Below are 18699 nucleotides of genomic sequence, written 5' to 3'. Positions count from 1 at the left end.
CCTCCGGCGCGGAGGCCTGTCCCCTGTCTGTCGTGATCCCGGCTGCGGGTGCGCACGGCTCTTCCACCGTCGCCGGGGGTGGGTGGGGGCGGCGGCTGCCGCCCCCTGTCGTGTCAGCCCTGCTGCCAGGACTTGATGAGCTCGTCATAGGAGATGGTCTCGCCCTGGGGCTTCTCGTTCTCGAGCCGGGCCACCGGGGCGCCGGGGGCGTCGAGCCATTCCTGCGGGTCCTTCTCCTCGTTCAGCTTCGGGCCGAGATCGCCCTGCACGCCCGCGCGCTCGAGCCGGGCCAGCACCTTCTCCTGCTCGGCGCAGAGCGCGTCGAGCGCCTCCTGCGGCGACTTGGCGCCCGACATGGCGTCGCCGATGTTCTGCCACCAGAGCTGGGCGAGCTTGGGATAGTCCGGCACGTTCGTGCCCGTGGGCGACCACTGCACCCGGGCGGGCGAGCGGTAGAATTCCACCAGCCCGCCGAGCTTCGGCGCGCGGTCGGTGAAGCTCTGGTGCTGGATGGTGGATTCGCGCACGAAGGTCAGGCCCACATGGCTCTTCTTCACGTCGACCGTCTTCGAGGAGACGAACTGCGCATAGAGCCAGGCGGCCTTGGCCCGGTCGTCGGGGGTGGATTTCAGCAGCGTCCAGGAGCCCACGTCCTGGTAGCCCACCTTGGTGCCCTCCGACCAGTAGGCGCCGTGCGGCGAGGGGGCCATGCGCCATTTGGGCGTGCCGTCCTCGTTCATCACCGGCAGGCCCTCCTTGACCATGTCGGCGGTGAAGGCGGTGTACCAGAACATCTGCTGGGCCACCTCGCCCTGCGCCGGCACCGGGCCCGATTCCGAGAAGGTCATGCCGGCCGCCTGCGGCGGGGCGTATTTCTGCAGCCATTCGATCGATTTGGTGATCGCATAGACCGCGGCCGCATCGTTGGTGGCCCCGCCGCGCGCCACGCAGGAGCCCACGGGGCGCGAATTCTCGTCCACCCGGATGCCCCATTCGTCGACGGGCAGCCCGTTCGGATCGCCCTTGTCGCCCATGCCCGCCATCGACATCCAGGCATCGGTGTAGCGCCAGCCGAGGCTCGGGTCCTTCTTGCCGTAATCCATGCTGCCATAGGCGCTCTTCGGCCCGCCGAGCGCGCTCATGTCGCGCCCGGTGAAGAATTCGGCGATGTCCTCGTAGGCCGACCAGTTCAGCGGCACGCCCAGCTCGTAGCCGTATTTGGCCTTGAAATCGGCCTTGGTCTGGGCGTCGTCGAACCAGTCGGCGCGGAACCAGTAGAGGTTGGCGAACTGCTGGTCGGGCAGCTGGTAGAGCTCGCCGTCGGGCGCCGTGGTGAATTTCAGGCCGATGTAATCCTGCAGGTCGAGGCCGGGGTTGGTGACCTCCTTGCCCGCATTGGCCATCCAGTCGGTCAGGCTGCGCGCCTGCTGGTAGCGCCAGTGGGTGCCGATCAGGTCGCTGTCGTTGATATAGGCGTCGTAGATGTTCTCGCCCGACTGCATCTGGGTCTGCAGCTTCTCGACCACGTCGCCCTCGCCGATCAGGTCGTGGCTGATCCTGATGCCGGTGATGGCGGAGAAGGCGGGGGCGAGGACCTTGCTTTCATATTCGTGGGTGGTGATGGTCTCGGAGACGACCTTGATCTCCATCCCGGCGAAGGGCTGGGCCGCATCGATGAACCATTGCATCTCGGCTTCCTGCTCGGCGCGCGAGAGCGCGGAGAGATCCCCGATCTCGGCGTCGAGAAACTTTTTCGCGGCCTCCATGTCGGCCCAAGCGGGCGCGGCCACGGCCATCAGGCACAGGGCCATCGCGGTGGCGGTCGTTCGGTATCTCATGCAGGTCTCCTCCCAAAGACGTTGGACATTGGCCGGGCTCCCCCCCGGCACGGGTCGGTCACACCCAGCGGAAGACCGCCGCGGCGTAGATCAGGCAGAGCGCGAGCGCGCCCCAGAGCGGCGGCCCCATCAGCGCGAGCCAGCCCAGGCACAGGAAGGCCGAGCCCAGGAGCGAGATGAACAGCCGGTCCCCCCGCGTCGTCTCGATCCTGAGGATCCCCACACGCGGAACCTCCGGCCGCGCCACCGCAAGAACCGTCATCAGCACGAGAAGGCTGCCGATGGCCCAGAAGAAGAGGGCGACGGGGAAGCTCCAGGCCATCCACCCGCCCTCGACCATCTGGCCCAGCCAGTCGAAGCCGTCCTCGGTGCGCGGCACCGCGAGGATCAGGGCGCCGAGCGATCCGCCGATCAGGGCCACGAGCCCGAGGATTGTCAGACCCTGCCGCATCACACTCTCCCCAGGGCGAAGCCCTTGGCGATGTAGTTGCGCACGAACCAGATCACGAGCGCACCCGGGATGATGGTGAGCACGCCCGCCGCGGCCAGCGTTCCGTAATCGAGGCCGGTGGCCGAGGAGGTCCGCGTCATCGCCACGCCGATGGTCTTCACATTGACCGAGGTCAGGGTCCGGCTGATGAGCAGGTCCACCCAGGAGAACATGAAGCAGAAGAAGGCGGCCACCCCCACGCCCGAGCCGATCAGCGGCAGGAAGATGCCGAGGAAGAAGCGCGGGAAGGAATAGCCGTCGATATAGGCGGTCTCGTCGATCTCCTTCGGCACGCCGCGCATGAACCCTTCGAGGATCCAGACCGCGAGCGGCACATTGAAGAGGCAATGGGCGAGCGCCACCGCGATATGGGTGTCGAAGAGGCCCACCGAGGAATAGAGCTGGAAGAAGGGCAGGGCGAAGACCGCCGGAGGCGCCATCCGGTTCGTGAGCAGCCAGAAGAAGAGATGCTTGTCTCCGGTGAAGCTGTAGCGCGAGAAGGCATAGGCGGCCGGCAGGGCGACGGCGAGCGAGATGGCCGTATTCAGCACCACATAGATCAGGCTGTGGACATAGCCCATGTACCAGGTCGGATCGCCGAAGATGCGGGCATAATTCGCCAGCGTCGGGTGCTCGGGGATCAGGTTCACGCTGCTCATGATCTCGCTGTTCGGCTTCAGGCTCATGTTCACGAGCCAGTAGATCGGGATCAGCAGGAACAGCAGGTAGGCGATCAGGAGGGTGCCTGCGATCAGGCTCCGGGTGCGGGCCGTGTCGCGGGACGGGCGGCGCGCGGCAGGGGCGGCGAGGTTCAGGGCGGCGGCGGTCATTCGCTGGGCTCCTTCCCGGCTTTGTCGAGCGAGGTCATCACCGTGTAGAAGACCCAGCTCACCAGCAGGATCACGAGGAAATACATCAGCGAGAAGGCGGCGGCGGGACCGAGATCGAACTGGCCCACGGCCATCTTCACGAGGTCGATGGACAGGAAGCTCGTGGCCGAGCCGGGGCCGCCGCCGGTGACGACGAAGGGCTCGGTGTAGATCATGAAACTGTCCATGAAGCGCAGGAGCACCGCGATCAGCAGCACGCCCTTCATCTTGGGCAGCTCGATGTGGCGGAAGACGGCCCAGCGGCTGGCCTGATCGATGCGGCCCGCCTGATAATAGGCCTCGGGGATCGACTGAAGCCCGGCATAGGCGAGAAGCGTCACGAGCGAGGTCCAGTGCCAGACATCCATCACGATCAGCACGATCCAGGCGTCGAGAGGGTTCTGGCCGATGTTGAAATCGATCCCGAGCGCGCGGAGGCCCGAGCCCAGAAGGCCGATGTCGATGCGCGAGAAGACCTGCCAGATCGTGCCCACCACGTTCCACGGGATCAGGAGCGGCAGGGCCAGAAGCACGAGGCAGAGGCTGGCCTTCAGCCCGCGCTTGGGCAGGGTCAGCGCCACGCCGATCCCGAGCGGGATCTCGATGGCGAGGATCAGGCCCGAGAACAGAAGCTGGCGCCAGAGCGCCTCGTGCATCCGCTCGGAGGTCAGCACCTCCTCGAACCATTCGAAGCCGACCCAGAAGAAGTCGTTGTTTCCGAACGTGTCGTTGAAGGCGTAGTTGACAACTGTCATCAGCGGCAGGATGGCCGAGAAGGCCACCAGCACCAGCACGGGCAGCACGAGGAACCAGGCGCGTTCGTCCTTGGTCTTGTCCATCAGGCGATCCTCTGCAGGGCGCGGGGGGCCAGCCGCCAGTCGTCGGCAAAGACCCCGATGCGGTCGGGACGGAAGGTGACGCGGGCCTCGGGCCCCGGCAGCGGCCGCCCCTCGGGCAGCACGATCGAGAGCTCGCGGCCCTCGAGCGTGGCCCGCAGGATCCGGTGGCGGCCCACATCCTCGATGCGCGTCACGGCGACAGGCAGACCGGGGCCGTCCGTCGGCTGCACGAATTCGGGCCGGATGCCGATCTGGACGCGGCCCGCGGGCCGGCCGTAGTCGGCGCCGAGAGGCAGGCTGTGGCTGCCGATCCGGGCCAGCGGGCCCGCCACCTCGGCCTCGAACAGGTTCATGCCGGGCGAGCCGATGAAATAGCCCACGAACGTGTGGGCAGGCCGTTCGAAGAGCTCCTCCGGCGTGCCCATCTGCACCACGCGGCCGTCATACATGACCACGACCTTGTCGGCGAAGGTCAGCGCCTCGGTCTGGTCGTGGGTCACATAGATCATCGTGTGGCCGAACTCGCGGTGGAGCTGCTTCAGCTGGGTCCGCAGCTCCCACTTCATGTGCGGGTCGATCACCGTCAGCGGCTCGTCGAAGAGGATGGCGTTCACATCCTCGCGCACCATGCCGCGCCCGAGGCTGATCTTCTGCTTGGCGTCGGCGGTGAGGCCCCGCGCCTTGCGGTCGAGCATCGCCTCCATGCCGATCATCGCCGCGATCTGATCCACGCGGGCGCGGATATAGGCGGCCTTCATGCCCCGGTTGCGGAGCGGGAAGGCCAGGTTCTCGCGCACGGTCATCGTGTCGTAGACCACGGGAAACTGGAACACCTGGGCGATGTTGCGCGCAGGCGTGGGGGCATCGGTCACGTCGGTCTCGCCGAAGAGCACGCGGCCCTGGCTCGGGCGGCGCAGGCCCGAGATGATGTTCAGAAGCGTGGTCTTGCCGCAGCCCGACGAGCCCAGAAGCGCATAGGCGTCCCCATCCTCCCAGACGTGATCCATGGTCTTCAGCGCGAAATCCTCTTCTCCGCGCGGATGGGGAAAGTAGCTGTGGGCGAGGTTGGACAGCGTGATGCGGGCCATCGGAGCTCCTCAGGCGGCAAGCGCATAGGGGGCGGGCGCGGCGAGATCGCCGTTCCTGCCGAAGAGATAGACATGGGCGGGATCGAGCCAGAGGCTCACCTCGCCCGGCGGCAGGTCGTGGACCCCGTGGACGAGGGCCACCCAGCGGTCGGAGCCGTGGGTCAGATGCAGGAAGGTCTCGGAGCCGGTGATCTCGGACACGCCCAGCCGACAGCGGAATTCGAGCGCGCTGCCGGAATGGACGTTCATGTGCAGATGGTTGGCCCGGAAGCCCGCCAGATAGTCGCCGTCCGGGATCAGCGCCAGCGCCCCCTCGGCCGGAGCCTGCACGCCATGGCCGAACCGCAGGCGGTGCCCCTCCTTGCGGCAGGGGGTGAAGTTCATCGGCGGATCGCTGAAGACCCGCGCGGTCAGCGCGCAGGCGGGCCGGCGGTAGACCTCGGGCGCGCGGCCGAACTGGGTGACGCGGCCCTGCCAGAGGGTGGCCGTGTTGCCGCCGAGGAGGAGCGCCTCCTCGGGTTCGGTGGTGGCATAGACGAAGATCGCGCCCGAGGCCTCGAAGATCTTCGGGATCTCGGCCCGGAGTTCCTCGCGGAGCTTGTAGTCGAGGTTCGCCAGCGGCTCGTCGAGAAGCACGAGGCCTGCCCCCTTCACCAGCGCCCGGGCCAGCGCGCAGCGCTGCTGCTGGCCGCCCGACAGCTCGAGGGGTTTCCTGTCGAGGAGCGGCGTCAGCTTCAGCATCTCGGCCGTCCCGCGCACCGCGCGGTCGATCTCGGCGCGCGGCTGCCCCGTCAGCCGCAGCGGCGAGGCGATGTTGTCGTAGACGCTCATCGAGGGGTAATTGATGAACTGCTGGTAGACCATCGCCACGCGGCGGTCCTGCACTCTCTGGCCCGTCACATCCTGCCCGTTCCAGAGGATCCGCCCCTCGCTCGGCGCGTCGAGCCCGGCCATCAGCCGCATGAGGCTCGTCTTGCCGGCGAGCGTGGGCCCGAGGAGCACGTTCATCGTGCCGCCCTGAAGCGCGAGGTCGGTGGGATGGATGTGGATCTGGCTGCCCGCCCGCCGGGTCACGCCGCAAAGCTCAAGCATGGAACGCCTCCGCCCCGCGGGAGGGCAGGCGCCAGGCGCTGGCCATGGCCTCGGTCATGGCCCGGTAGCGGGGATATTTGGCGCAATGGGCGGCGCCGCGGCTGTGCTCGACCTCGTGGCGCCGCGCGGTGCGGGCCATGGCGGAAACGGCCTCGCCGAGCGAGGCGTGGGCCCCCACGGCGCTGGCTGCGCAGATGGCCACCCCCAGCGCCCCCAGCTCGGACCCTTCCGGCACCTCGACGGGCAGGCCCAGGATGTCGGCGAACATCTCCGACCAGATGGCGCTCCGCGAGGCGCCGCCCGCGAGCCGGATGACGCCGGGCCGCGCCGCATCGTTGCCCGAGAGCAGCCGGTCGATATCGACCTTGTGGGCGAAGACGATGCCCTCGAACACCGCGAGCATGATGTCGTCGAAACTGTAGTCGGCCGTCATGCCGAGAAGGCCCGCCGGGGCGCCGTCCGGCCCGCCGAAGAGGAAGGGGAAGAAGAGCGCGTCGCGCGGCTGGCCGCGGCGGCGCAGCACCGCATCGTTCACCACCTCATAAAGGCCGCCCGCCAGATCGCCCGGCAGGGTGCCGCCGTGGGCGAGCAGGGTCTTGACCAGCCATTCGAGGTTCGAGGCCGAGGTGGCCGCCCCCTCCGTCGCCAGATAGCCGCCGAGCGGATAGGCGCTCTGCAGGAAGGGGGACATGCTCATCCGGGGCGTGCGGTGCAGGGTCGAATTGATGCTGAAGGTGCCGGCGACGACGCTCATCTGATCCTCGCGGCTGAGCCCGGAGGCGAGCGCCGCCGCGGTGACATCGACCGCTCCGCGCACCACGGGCGTGCCTGCGCGGAGCCCGGTGAGCGCCGCGGCCGGCTGCGACACGAGCCCCACCACCTCGTCGGCGGGGCCGATCTCGGGCAGCTTGTCGAGCCAGCCCTCGAGGCCCAGAAGCCGGAACGCGTCGCGGGAATAGGTGCCGGTCGTCACGTCGATGAGCCCGGCGATGCCGGCGTCCGACGGGTCCGTCGACAGGTCGCCGCAGAGGCGGGTGCGCAGGAAATCCTTGCAGAACGAGATCTTGTGCGTGCGGGCGACCGTCTGCGGCTCGTGCCGCTGAAGCCAGGCCAGAAGGACGAGGCTCTGCCCCGCCCAGAGCCGCTGCTGGATCAGGGGCTCGACCATGGTCGCAAGGCCCGAGGCGGTCCAGTCGGCCACGACCCCGGCCGCGCGGCTGTCGGTCGAGACGATGCCGGGCCGCACGACCGCGCCCTCGGCATCGAGGAGATAGAGGCCGCTGCCGTAGCCCGCCACGCTCACCGCGGCGATGCGGCCCGGATCGGTGGCCGTGCGCTCCAGCACCTCGCGCACCGAGGCGGCGGCCGCGGCCCACATGGCATCGGGGTCTCGCTCGGTCCAGCCGGGGGCCGGAAAGGCCATGACGTTCTTGCGCCGCGCGCAGGCCAGCTCTTGTCCCGTGAGGTCGAAGAGCGCAGCCTTCGTCATGGTGCCACCGGCATCGATGCCGATCACGCGGTCCTGCATGAGAATTCCTCCCTGATGCTGGCGCGGGCCTCCCCTCCCGTTGCTCGCCAACTTGTAGTGATGAGTTGAGGCTACACGGGTTCCGAAACCTGTCAAGGAACCTGTCTCGCAGATGCAGAATGCGGTAAAGCTCTAGTATAACGGGGAAAGATCGCGGTAGTGGGCGCGGGTGCCGCTCGGGTCTAGACCAAAGTCGCAAAACTTGTCATTACCAGTTGCGGGAGCGGTGCGGCTGACTCAGTCTGGTCGCGATCATCTGGGAGGGATGGATGCGCCTGCGCGACGAGATGCTGGCCCGGCTGCGGACGGCCAAGCTGCCGGAAATCCTCATCATCGGCGGCGGAATCAACGGGGTCGGCGTGTTCCGCGACCTCGCGGCGCAGGGCGTGCCCGCGCTCTTGGTCGAGGCGGGCGACTTCGCCTCGGGCACGAGTGCGGCGCCCTCGCGGCTCATCCACGGCGGTCTGCGCTATCTCGAGACGGGCGAGGCGGCGCTGGTCCGGGAATCGCTGACCGAGCGCAACCTGCTGCTGAAGAACGCCTGCCATGTCGTGCGTCCGCTCGCCTGCTGGGTGCCGCTGCGCAGCTGGCTTGGCGGGACGCTTGCGGCGGGGGCGCGGCTCCTCCGGCTCACGCGGGTGCCGGGGCCGAAGGGCGCGGTGCCGGTCAAGCTCGGCCTCATGCTCTATGATGTCTTCGGCCGCGCCCACCAGACGATGCCCGACCACCGGCTGATGACGGCCGCGCAGGCGCGGCGCGAGATGGGCGGGCTCCTTGGCCCCGACATCCGCGCGGTGGCGGAATATTACGATGCGCGGATCTCGCACCCCGAGCGGCTGGTGATGGAGCTCGTGGCCGATGCCGAGGCCGATTGCCCGGCCTCGGTCGCGCTGAATTACGTCGCCGCCGGACCGCAGGACGGGGGGGCTGTGACGCTCACCGACCGGCTCACGGGCGAGACGTTCACGGTGCGGCCGAAGATCCTCGTCAATGCGGCGGGGGCTTGGGTCGACGAGGTGCAGGCGGGGCTCGGCTTCAACGGGCGGGTGATCGGGGGCACGCGGGGCTCGCATCTCGTGCTGCGCCATGCCGAGCTCGCCCGCGATCTGGGCGACCGGATGCTCTATTTCGAGACCGACGATCACCGCGCCTGCCTGATCTACCGTCTCTCGGACGATCGGGTGCTGCTCGGCACGACCGACATCCGCAGCGACGATCCGGGCGACAAGTTCTGCACCGAGGCCGAGATCGACTACCTGTTCGCGGTGCTGCGCCCGATCCTGCCGGGGGTGCGGCTCGGGCGCGAGCATATCGTGTTCGCCTTTGCGGGCGTGCGGCCTCTGCCGCGGATGCAGGCGGGCGCGACCGGCGCCATCAGCCGGGACCACCGGATCGACGAATTCGCGCCCTCCTCCGACCGGCCCTTCACCACGCTGACGCTGGTGGGCGGCAAATGGACGACCTACCGGGCCTTCGCCGCGCAGGTGACGGACCGGCTGCTGTCGGCCCCCGGCCGCTCCCGGCTGACGGGGACGGAGGGGCTCGCCATCGGCGGCGCCCGGGGGCTGCCCTTCGCCGAGGCCGACCGCGAGATCTGGGCCGAGGGCCTCGCCGCGCGCGCGGGCGTGAGCCCCGCTCGCTGCCGCCAGCTCACCCAGCGCTACGGCAGCCGTGCCGCCGAGGTCGTGGCCGCGGAAGCGGCCGATCCGGCGCGCTTCGCCTCCCTCGGCCCCTACAGCCCGGCCGAGATCGCGCTGATCTGCCGGACCGAGCGCGTGGTCCGGCTCGAGGACATCTTCCTGCGCCGCACGCTGATGGGGTTCGAGGGGCTGGCCTCGCGCGAGATCCTGGCCGAAGTGGGCGCGGTGGCCGCCCGCACGCTCGGCTGGGATGGCCCGCGTCTGGCCGAGGAGATCGCGCGCACCGGGAGCCTGTTGCAAGAGCGGCACCGCATGGGTATCGCCTGACCATGACGTTGGTCCGTGGGGAGAGGAGGGACAGCTTGGCCTCAACGACCGGCCGCGCCCTCGGCAAGCGGCTGCGGCCCACAAACCGCGAGGCGGAGGCCCCGCTCTGGGCGCAGGTGAAGGCCTCGCTCACCGGCCTCATCCTGGGCGAGGGGTTGCAGGATCACGCGCGCCTGCCCTCCGAGACCGAGCTCTGCGCCCGCTTCGGGGTCTCGCGCACCGTCGTGCGCGAGGCCATGTCGCAGATGGTGAACGAGGGGCTGATCTACCGGCTGCAGGGCAAGGGCGCCTTCGTCGCGGGCCGGCGCGACGAGCAGGATTTCGTGGGCACCACCGTGGGATTCAGCGGCGAGCTTGCGGACAAGCGCAAGCAGGTCACGCGACGGATCCTGCGGCAGGAGACGGGACCGGCCACGGCGCGGATCCGCAAGCTCCTGCGGCTCGAGGAGGGCGAGCGGCTGGTCTATGTCGACCGGGTGATGGCGGTCGAGGGCACGCCGCGGATGATCGTCCGATGGGCGGTGATCGAGCGCGTGGCGCCGGGGCTCGAGGCGGTGCCGCTCGAGAACCGCTCGCTCTATGACACGATCGGGCGGCAATATGGCATCCGGCTCGCCCGCGCCGAGCGCTGGATCGAGGCGGTCGCGGCCATGGGCGAGGATGCCCGCCTGCTGCAGGTGCCCGAGGGCACGCCGGTGCTCGGCATCGAGTCGGCGGCCTTCGATCAGACAGGGCAGGCGGTGGAATATTACACCGCGCTCTATCTGACCGACCGGTCGCGGCTCCATTTCACCGTGGCCTCGCCGAGCTTCTGATCGGCCCGGCCACTCCCGTCGCCGGTCGGCGCATGGGCTGCGGAGAAGGCCGGCCGCAGCCGCCGCAGGGCCGCTGCGCGCCAGCCGCGCCGGGCCCTTCCAAGGCCGCGCGGCTGGCTCGTTGGAGCACGTCACCCCCCGTCAGGGGCCGGCGGCGAGACACCGCGGCGGCCCTGTGAGCATCTCACCCCCCGGAAGGACCGGCGGAGAGGCGCCCCGGCTGGCGCGGTGAGCGCCTCACCCCCGGCAGAGCCGGCGGAGAGGCCGCGCGGGTTCCTGGGTTCCGGGCGGTCAGTCCGCCTCCATCAGCCCGGCGCTGCTGAAGCCGCCGTCCACCGCGATGACCTGACCGTTCACATAGCCCGAGATCCGGTCGTCGATCAGGGTCAGGGCCATGGCGGCGATCTCCTCCACCGTGCCGTAGCGCCCCATCGGCACGCGCGAGACCCAGGTGCGGCGCGTGGCCTCGTCGTGCCAGCGGGCCGCCATCGGCGTCTCGACCGGGCCCGGGGCGATGGCATTGACGCGGATGCCCTGCGGCGCGAGCTCGGTTGCGAGGATGCGGGTGAGCGTGTTGACCGCGCCCTTGGAGGTGCCGTAGGCCGCCCGCCCGGTGCTGCCCTGAATGCCCGAGACGGAGGTGATGTTGACGATGACCCCGCCCTTCATCCGGGCGGCGGCGGCGCGGGCCACGAGGAAGCTGCCGATCACGTTCACATCGAGGATGCGCCGGAACTGCGCGACCGTGGTCTCGGCGAAGGGCGTGTTCTGGCCGATGCCCGCGCAGTTGATGACGCCCCAGGGCGCGCCGAAGGCGGCGCCGAGCGCGGAGAAGGCCTCCTCGACCGCCGCCTCGTCGGTGATGTCGGTGGCAGCGACCTGGACGCCCGCGCCCGCGAACTCGGACGCCACCGCCTCGAGGGCGGGGCCCGCCAGATCCAGCACCCCCACGCGGTAGCCCTGCGCCACCGCCATCTCGAGGATGCCGCGGCCGATGCCCGAGGCCCCGCCGGTCAGGACGAGGCAGCGCCCTTCGCTCACAGCCATCTGCGGATGCTCTCGCACATGGCGCTCCGGGTGATGCCGTAGCGCTCCTGCAGGACGGGCAGGGTGCCCGCATCGAGGAAGCGGTCGGGCAGGGCGATCTGGCGCAGCTCGGTCGCAAGGCCCGAGCGGCCGATCAGGCTTGCCACCGCATCGCCGAGCCCGCCCACGATCGAGTGGTTCTCGGCCGTGACGATCAGGCGGCCGCCGCGGCGCACCTCGCGCAGGATGCCCATCTCGTCGAGCGGCTTGATCGTCGGCACATGGAGCACCGCCACGTCGATCCCGTCCGCCTTCAGGTCGCGCGCGGCGTCGAGGGCGCGCATCGTCATGAAGCCGGTCGAGACGATCAGCACGTCATTGCCGCCGCGCAGGAGCGCGCTCTTGCCGATTTCGAACCGGTAGCCGTATTCGTCGAGCACCGAGGCCACGTTGCCGCGCAGGATCCGGGCATAGACCGGGCCCGGATGATCGGCGATGGCGGGCACCATCTGCTCGATCTCGCAGGCGTCGCAGGGGTCGATGATCGTGAGGTTCGGCATGGCGCGGAAGATCGCGATATCGTCGGTCGCCTGATGGCTCGGGCCGTAGCCGGTCGTGAGCCCCGGCAGGCCGCCGATGAGCTTCACGCTGGCATGCTGCTCGGCCACGGCCTGGGACATGAAGTCGTAGCAGCGGCGCGAGGCGAAGGTCGCATAGGTGGTGGCGAAGGGGATGAAGCCCTCCTTCGCCAGACCGCCCGCGGCGGTGGCCATCAGCTGCTCGGACATGCCCATCTGGTAGAAGCGGTCGGGGAACCGCTCGGCGAAGACATGGATATCGGTGTATTTGGCGAGATCGGCGCTCATGCCCACGATCTCGGGCCGCGTTTCGGCCAGCCTGATGAGGGCGCGGCCGAAGGGCATCGAGACGGTGCGGTGGCCCTCGTCGATCGAGGAGGCCGCGATGTCCGGCGCCTTCAGGGCGGGCGTGAGGGTTCCGAGGGCGGCCGTGGTCATTGGGCTCTCCTTGCGTCCAGCGCGGCATGGGCCCGCGCCCAGTCTTCGGGGTTCAGGCGGATGAAATGGCTCTTTTCGCGGCCTTCGAGGAAGTCCACGCCGGATCCCATCCGCGTGTCGCAGATGATGATCCGCGGCTGCGGCCCGGGATGTTCGCGCGCGCGGTCGAAGGCCGCGACGAGCTTCGGCAGGTCGTTGCCGTCCACCCGCTGCACGAAGAAGCCGAAGGCCTCGAACTTCGCCGAGACGGGCTCGGTGTTCATCACCTTCATGGAGGGCCCGTCGGCCTGCACCTGATTGAAGTCGACGAGCGCGATGATGTTGTCGAGCCCGTAGTTCGCGGCCGAGATCGCCGCTTCCCAGGTCGGGCCCTCGGCCAGCTCTCCATCGCCCATCAGCGTGTAGATGAAGGATTTCGAGCCTTTGCGCTTCAGCCCGAGGCCCATGCCAACCGCCATCGGCAGGCCGAGGCCGATGGAGCCGCCCGACATCTCGGCGCCGGGCGTGTAGGAGGTCATGCCCGACATCGGCAGCCGACTGTCGTCGGCGGCATAGGTGGTCAGCTCCTCCTCGGGGAAGTAGCCCGCCTCGGCCAGCACGGCATAATGGGCGATGCCGTAATGGCCCACCGAGAGGAGGAACCGGTCGCGCTCTTCCCAGTCGGGCTGCTCCGGGCGGACCTTCATCGCGTGGAAATAGGCCACCGACAGCACATCGGCCACGCCGAGCGCCTGGGCGATGTAGCCCTGGCCTTGCGTCTCGGCCATGATGAGCGCGTTGCGCCGCACCCGGTGCGCGCGCTCGGCCAGCCCGCTGTTGTGGAGGTGAGCCTCCTCGGTCATGTCGTCTCCTTTCAGATCAGCTGGTGACCGCCGCCGCGACGGGCGGAGCGGCCGGGCGTGGTTGGGGGGCGGCGCCGGTGGCGCTCGCTCTCTGGCCGCCGTCGACCGGCAGGCAGACCCCGGTGATGAAGCGCGCCTCGTCGGAGGCGAGGAAGAGCGCGGCCGCGGCCACGTCCTCGGGCTTTCCGGTGAAACCGCAGGGCACCATGGCGCCGCGCGCCGCCCGCATCTCCTCGACCGAGCCGCAGCTGCCGGCGATCCCGCGGCCCGCGGGCCGCCCGGCGGCCGCCACGAGGACGACCTTGCCCTCGAAGCGGCGGCGCGGGGTGGGGTGCAGCTCTTCCTCAGCCATCAGAGGAAGCCGGTGGAGATCGCCGGCACCGCGGCAATGACGATCAGGCCGGCCATCAGCGCCGCGACATAGGGCCAGACCGCGTGGATCGCGCTGTCGGGCGAGACATTGCCGATGCGGCAGGCGAGATAGAAGCCGATGCCGATGGGCGGGGTCATGAGCCCGATGTTCATCGCGACCACGATCACCATCGCATAATGGACCTCGTTGATCCCCATCTGTTGGGCGATGGGGAACATGAGCGGCGACATCAGGACGAGCGCGGGCAGCCCCTCGAGCACGCAGCCCAGCACGAGGAAGATCGCGATGGAGAGGACGAGGAAGGTGGGCGCTCCGCCCGGCAGGCTGATGGCGAAATCCGCAAGCGTCTGGCCCACACCCGCCTGGGTGATGGCCCAGGCCATCGAGAGGGCGGTGCCGAGGATGAGCAGGATCGCCCCGCTCATGGCCGCGGTCTCGACCAGCATCCGGTAGAGCGCGCGGAGGCCGAAGCCGCCATACATCAGGCCGCCGATCACCAGCGAATAGACCACGGCGATGGTCGAGACCTCGGTCGCGGTGGCGGCACCCTCGGCCACGGCGGCGCGGATCAGGAAGGGCAGCACCAGCGCCGGGGCGGCGAAGACCAGCAGGCGGATCACGTCGCCGAAGGGCGCGCGGCGCACGCCTTCCATGTTCTCGTGCCGCGCCCGCCAGCGCGCGAGCGCCATCAGCGACAGAAGGAGCACGATGGCCACCACGAAGCCCGCCGAGAAGAGCGCGGCGATCGAGATGCCCGCGACCGACCCGAGCACGATCAGCACGATCGAGGGCGGCACGGTGTCGGCCATCGCGGCGCCGGTGGCGAGCTGCGCCACCATCTCGTTCGGCTTGTTGCCGCGGCGCTTCATCTCGGGAAAGAGCGCGGGCGCAACCGCCGCCATGTCCGAGACCTTCGAGCCCGAGATCCCCGACACGATGAAGAGTGAAACAAGGAGCACATGCGACAGCCCCGCCTTCACATGGCCGAGGAGCGAGGAGAGGAAGCCCACGATGGCCTTGCCCATGCCGGTGGCATCGAGCACGCAGCCCAGAAGCACGAAGACCGGCACCGACAGCAGGATCACCCCCGACATGCCCTCGTCCATGCGCCCGACCATGACGAAGGTGGGGATATGGGTGGCGAAGAGCAGATAGCTCAGCGTGCCGAGCCCGAAGCAGAAGGCGATGGGCACGCCGGCAAAGAGGCAGGCGCCCACGATCACCACGAGGAAGAGCGGCAGCGCGGTCGCGCCCATCGCGATGAACTGCGGCGAGAGGGCCCAGAGGCCGAGCGAGATCAGCACGACCGCCGCCACCGAGATCGCCACATCGGCAAGCCGGCTGGAGCGGAAGAGATGCATGACGAGCAGCCCCAGCATGGCCAGCATGCCCACGGGGATCGCGGCGACGCGGTAGGTGTTCGGGATATGCAGCGCCGCGGTGGTGATGAACCATTCCTCGTAGGCATATTCGAAACTGTCGCGCATCAGCGCCACGAGGAAGGTGCCGACGATGACCATGGCGAAGGTCTCGACGAATTCCTCGGCGCGCCGCGGCAGCATCCGCACGAAGAGCGTGAGCCGCAGATGCTCGTTGCGGTCGAGCGAGATCGCAGCCCCCAGCATCGCGAGCCAGATGAAGCAGATCGAGGCCGCTTCCTCGATCCAGATGATGGGGAGGTTGACGAGGTAGCGCGAGACGACCCCGGTCAGCAGCAGTCCGATCACCGCCACCAGAAGCAGGGCCGCGATCGCCTCGACCGGCCGCATGAAGCGCGAGCCCGGCCGCGCCGACTCGTTCTCGCTGAGGTCTCCCACGTCGAATTCTTCTGCTGTTGTCATGTGTCTGCCCGGTCTCATGTCATCGGGAAAAAGCGCGCAGGCCCGGTCCGGCCGGGGGGCCGGACCGGTCGGTCCCGCGCGATGGGCGTCTGCGCCCGGGCGGAGGATCAGGCGAGCGAGCCCGAGACCTGCTCGAGGAGCGCCCAGGCCTCGTCGCCGTAGGTGCTGCGCCATTCGTTGTAGAAGCCCGCCTCACGCAGCTTGTCGCGGATGGCGGCGGTGTCGGGCTTGTTGAAGATGAGCCCGTCCTTTTCCAGCTCGGTCTGGAGCGTCGCGTTGAGCCGGGTCAGATCCTCGCGCTGGTCGAGCGCGGCCTGGTTGATGTTGCGGGCGACGATCTCCTGAAGGTCGTCGGGCAGCGCCCGCCAGGCCCGCGGGTTGGCGAGCATCCAGAAGCCGTCCCACATGTGGTTCGTCATCGAGCAGTAGGTCTGCACCTCGTAGAGCTTGCCCACGTCGATGGTCGACAGCGGGTTCTCCTGCGCATCCACGACACCCGTCTGCAGCGAGGTGTAGACCTCGTTCCAGTTGATGCTGACCGGCGCGCAGCCGAGCGCCTGGAACATCGAGGTCCAGAGCGGGCTGACCGGCACGCGGATCTTCAGCCCGGCGAGATCGTCCGGCCCCTCGATCGGGCGGCTGGAGGTGGTGATCTGGCGGAAGCCGTTGTTGAAGATCCGGTCCATCACCTCGAGGCGGTTGGCGCGGATCTGCTCGCGCACATAGGCGCCGAGCTCGCCGTCCATCGCCTGCCAGACCTGGTCGATGTCCTTGAAGGCAAAGCCCATGCCGTTGATCGAGGCGACAGGCACCAGCGACGACAGGATCAGACCAGACAGCGTGAAGAACTCCACCGCGCCCGACCGCACCTGGTTCAGCGTGTCCGTATCGGAGCCGAGCTGGTTGTTCGGGAAGATCTTCAGCTCGAACCGCCCGTCGGTCTCTTCGGAGATCCGCTTCGCCGCGGCCTCCATCTGGGTGTTCATCGGATGGCCGACGGGGAAGTTGTTGGCGTATTTGTAGGAATATTCGGCGGCATGGGCCATGCCCGGCCGAAGGAAGGGGGCGGCGAGCAGCACGCCACCTGCGGTCGCGACGAAACGGCGACGGTTGATCGTCATGTGGATCCTCCCGGTGATGTTGCGCGCCCCCTTCGATCCTCCGGGCGCGGTGGTCGCTCGGCAGACGGGCGGTGCCGCTGCGGCTTCACTATCCATATCATGGACATAAAATTCGTATCAATGCGAGAAAGCAAAATAATATTGTTGTTTAACAGTGGCTTTAGGGTATTATATGTTCCATAATATGGAGTTGTTCAGCAGGAATCGGCGATGGATGAATCCTCCGGCAGCCAGAGCATCGACCGGGCGGCGGCGCTTCTCGCGCTGGTGGCCGAGCGCCACGAAGAGGGCGCGACGCTGGCAGAGCTGGTGCGGCGCACGGGGCTCAAGCAGCCCACCGCGCGGCGGCTGCTGGTGGCGCTGATCCGGGCGGGGCTGATCGAGCAGTCCGAGGCCAGCCGGCGCTATCACCTCGGGATCTCGGCCTATCTCTACGGCACCATCGCCTCGGACCGGTTCGCGGCCCACAGCCTTGCGGACGAGTCCGTGCGCCGTCTGGCCGAGCGGTCGGGCGATACCGCCTTCTTCTCGGTCCGGCAGGGCTACAGCACCCTGTGCCTGCTGCGCGAAGAGGGGCCGCATCCGATCCGCTCGCATGTGCTCAACATCGGGCAGCGCCACCCGCTCGGGGTCGCCGCGCACGGGATCGCGATCCTCGCCTGCCTCGGCGATGCCGACGTCGATGCGGTGATCGAGGCGACCCGGGGCTATTCCCCCAGCCACTATCCGATGCTGACCGAGCAGGTGCTGCGCGCCCTCGTGGCCGAGACGCGCAAGCGCGGCTTCGCGATCAACCGCGGGCTCTTCCACCAGGGGGCCTGGGCCATCGGCATCGCGGTGCGCGGGCCGACCGGCGCGGTGATCGGCGCGCTCTCGATCGGCGCCATCGAAAGCCGCCTGAACGACGAGCGCCAGCCCGAGATCATGGCCATGCTGAAGGCCGAGGCCCGCAAGCTCGAGGCGCGCGTGGCCGCGGTGGACACGCAGGGACGCACAGGCGCCCCGCCCGCGGGCGAGGCGAAGGAGGGGTCCCGGACCGGCAGGGGCCGCGAGAGGAGTCAACGACATGCAGCATCAACGTGACGCCCGCGGGCGCCAGCTCGTCCATCCCGGCCCGCCGCATCCGGACCGGATCGAGAGCTTCGCCGACGGGCTCCTGCGCGGCGAGATCGTGCTGCCCGCGGGCGCGGTGCTGATCGAGGCGGTGGCAGCGGGCCTCGCGCCCCTGGGCCTGCGGAGCGCGGCGCTCGATCTTCGGGGCCTCGTGCTCGGCCCGATGAACTTCGTGATGCCCACCTATTCACGCACGCCCGATCACGTCGCCTATTACAGCGAGACGCACCATCGCCCAGGACCGGTGCGGGTCGACGAGGGCACGGCCACCTATGGCGCCCGCGACGGCGCGCCCTTCCTGCATGGCCATGTGCTCTGGCAGGATGCGGACGGCACGGCCATGGGCGGGCATGTGCTGCCGCTCGATTGCCGGATCGCCGAGGATTGCACCATCGGCTTCGCCGGGGCCCGCGAAGTGGCGATGGAGGCGCGCCCCGACGCCGAGACGAACTTCACGCTCTTCGGGCCGGTGGCGGGCGAGCCCTCCGGGGGCGATCTGATCGTCGCCCGCGTGCGGCCGAACGAGGATCTGATCGAAGCGCTCGAGGCGGTCGCCGCGCGTCACGGCGTCCGCGAGGGTCGGATTCTCAGCCTGATCGGCAGCACGGTCGGCGCGCGCTTCGAGGACGGGCTTGCAATCGACGAGGTGCCGACGGAAATTCTCGGCTTGAACGGCCGCTTCGGCCGGGACGCCGCGGGCGGCGCGCGTCTCGATCTCGAGATCGCGTTGATCGATGCGCTGGGGCGGATCCATCGCGGCCGTCCGGGCCGCGGCGAGAACCCTGTCCTGATCTGCGCCGAGGTCTTCATCGAGCGGCTGAAGGCCGCCCAGGAGGAATGA

17 protein-coding genes are annotated in these 18699 nt (G+C 69.1%); 4 read left to right on the top strand and 13 right to left on the bottom strand.

Annotated elements, in window-relative coordinates; genetic code table 11:
- Positions 1-113 precede the first annotated feature (113 nt).
- The 7 genes from A9O63_RS14610 to A9O63_RS14580 form a co-directional block, all read right to left on the bottom strand.
- A complete protein-coding gene (locus A9O63_RS14610) occupies positions 114-1838 on the bottom strand; it encodes an ABC transporter substrate-binding protein (protein ID WP_069331857.1) in 1725 nt (574 codons plus the stop codon).
- A 58-nt stretch (positions 1839-1896) separates the two neighbouring features.
- Positions 1897-2178, bottom strand: coding sequence for a DUF2160 domain-containing protein (locus A9O63_RS14605; RefSeq protein ID WP_069332603.1), 282 nt, complete (start codon positions 2176-2178; stop codon positions 1897-1899).
- 110 nt (positions 2179-2288) lie between these two features.
- A complete protein-coding gene (locus A9O63_RS14600; RefSeq protein ID WP_410171700.1) occupies positions 2289-3014 on the bottom strand; it encodes a carbohydrate ABC transporter permease in 726 nt (241 codons plus the stop codon).
- A gap of 140 nt (positions 3015-3154) precedes the next feature.
- Positions 3155-4036, bottom strand: coding sequence for a carbohydrate ABC transporter permease (locus A9O63_RS14595; RefSeq protein WP_069332600.1), 882 nt, complete (start codon positions 4034-4036; stop codon positions 3155-3157).
- Positions 4036-5124, bottom strand: coding sequence for an ABC transporter ATP-binding protein (locus A9O63_RS14590; RefSeq protein ID WP_069332599.1), 1089 nt, complete (start codon positions 5122-5124; stop codon positions 4036-4038). The genes A9O63_RS14595 and A9O63_RS14590 overlap by 1 nt, the downstream gene beginning before the upstream one ends.
- Before the next feature lie 9 nt (positions 5125-5133).
- A complete protein-coding gene (locus tag A9O63_RS14585; RefSeq protein ID WP_069332598.1) occupies positions 5134-6216 on the bottom strand; it encodes an ABC transporter ATP-binding protein in 1083 nt (360 codons plus the stop codon).
- The gene (locus A9O63_RS14580; protein WP_069332597.1) at positions 6209-7744 is read right to left on the bottom strand and encodes an FGGY-family carbohydrate kinase; all 1536 of its coding nucleotides are present in this window, start codon (positions 7742-7744) and stop codon (positions 6209-6211) included. The genes A9O63_RS14585 and A9O63_RS14580 overlap by 8 nt, the downstream gene beginning before the upstream one ends.
- Positions 7745-8013: 269 nt before the next feature.
- Between A9O63_RS14580 and A9O63_RS14575 the strand changes: the two genes are divergently transcribed.
- Both A9O63_RS14575 and A9O63_RS14570 read left to right on the top strand, forming a co-directional pair.
- Entirely contained in the window at positions 8014-9711 is a 1698-nt protein-coding gene (locus A9O63_RS14575; protein ID WP_069332596.1) for a glycerol-3-phosphate dehydrogenase/oxidase, read from the top strand.
- 35 nt (positions 9712-9746) lie between these two features.
- On the top strand, positions 9747-10526 hold the full coding sequence (locus tag A9O63_RS14570; RefSeq protein ID WP_015923235.1) for a GntR family transcriptional regulator: 780 nt from the start codon (positions 9747-9749) through the stop codon (positions 10524-10526).
- A gap of 291 nt (positions 10527-10817) precedes the next feature.
- On the opposite strand, the gene A9O63_RS14565 is transcribed toward A9O63_RS14570, so the two are convergent.
- From A9O63_RS14565 to A9O63_RS14540, 6 genes are all read right to left on the bottom strand, one after another.
- Positions 10818-11573 carry an SDR family NAD(P)-dependent oxidoreductase gene (locus A9O63_RS14565; RefSeq protein ID WP_069332595.1) on the bottom strand — a complete coding sequence of 252 codons (756 nt, stop codon included), beginning with the start codon at positions 11571-11573 and terminating at the stop codon, positions 10818-10820.
- Complete coding sequence (locus tag A9O63_RS14560; protein ID WP_069332594.1) at positions 11564-12568, bottom strand: transketolase family protein; 1005 nt, start codon at positions 12566-12568, stop codon at positions 11564-11566. Before A9O63_RS14560 ends, A9O63_RS14565 begins: the two co-directional genes overlap by 10 nt.
- Positions 12565-13410, bottom strand: coding sequence for a transketolase (locus A9O63_RS14555; RefSeq protein ID WP_069332593.1), 846 nt, complete (start codon positions 13408-13410; stop codon positions 12565-12567). The genes A9O63_RS14560 and A9O63_RS14555 overlap by 4 nt, the downstream gene beginning before the upstream one ends.
- A 16-nt stretch (positions 13411-13426) precedes the next feature.
- The gene (locus tag A9O63_RS23665) at positions 13427-13762 is read right to left on the bottom strand and encodes an SDR family oxidoreductase (RefSeq protein WP_069332592.1); all 336 of its coding nucleotides are present in this window, start codon (positions 13760-13762) and stop codon (positions 13427-13429) included.
- A complete protein-coding gene (locus A9O63_RS23660) occupies positions 13762-15624 on the bottom strand; it encodes a TRAP transporter large permease (protein ID WP_069332591.1) in 1863 nt (620 codons plus the stop codon). Before A9O63_RS23660 ends, A9O63_RS23665 begins: the two co-directional genes overlap by 1 nt.
- A gap of 107 nt (positions 15625-15731) precedes the next feature.
- Complete coding sequence (locus A9O63_RS14540) at positions 15732-16745, bottom strand: TRAP transporter substrate-binding protein (RefSeq protein WP_069332590.1); 1014 nt, start codon at positions 16743-16745, stop codon at positions 15732-15734.
- A 210-nt stretch (positions 16746-16955) separates the two neighbouring features.
- On the opposite strand from A9O63_RS14540, the gene A9O63_RS14535 reads away from it, so the two are divergent.
- Both A9O63_RS14535 and A9O63_RS14530 read left to right on the top strand, forming a co-directional pair.
- The gene (locus A9O63_RS14535; RefSeq protein ID WP_069332589.1) at positions 16956-17828 is read left to right on the top strand and encodes an IclR family transcriptional regulator; all 873 of its coding nucleotides are present in this window, start codon (positions 16956-16958) and stop codon (positions 17826-17828) included.
- Entirely contained in the window at positions 17812-18699 is an 888-nt protein-coding gene (locus tag A9O63_RS14530; RefSeq protein ID WP_069332588.1) for a PCC domain-containing protein, read from the top strand. Before A9O63_RS14535 ends, A9O63_RS14530 begins: the two co-directional genes overlap by 17 nt.

The organism is Cereibacter johrii (genome assembly GCF_001720585.1).
In the GTDB taxonomy this organism is placed as follows: Bacteria; Pseudomonadota; Alphaproteobacteria; order Rhodobacterales; family Rhodobacteraceae; genus Cereibacter_A; species Cereibacter_A johrii.
Note: the sequence above shows the minus strand (reverse complement) of the source record. Positions and strands in the feature narration are given on the sequence as shown.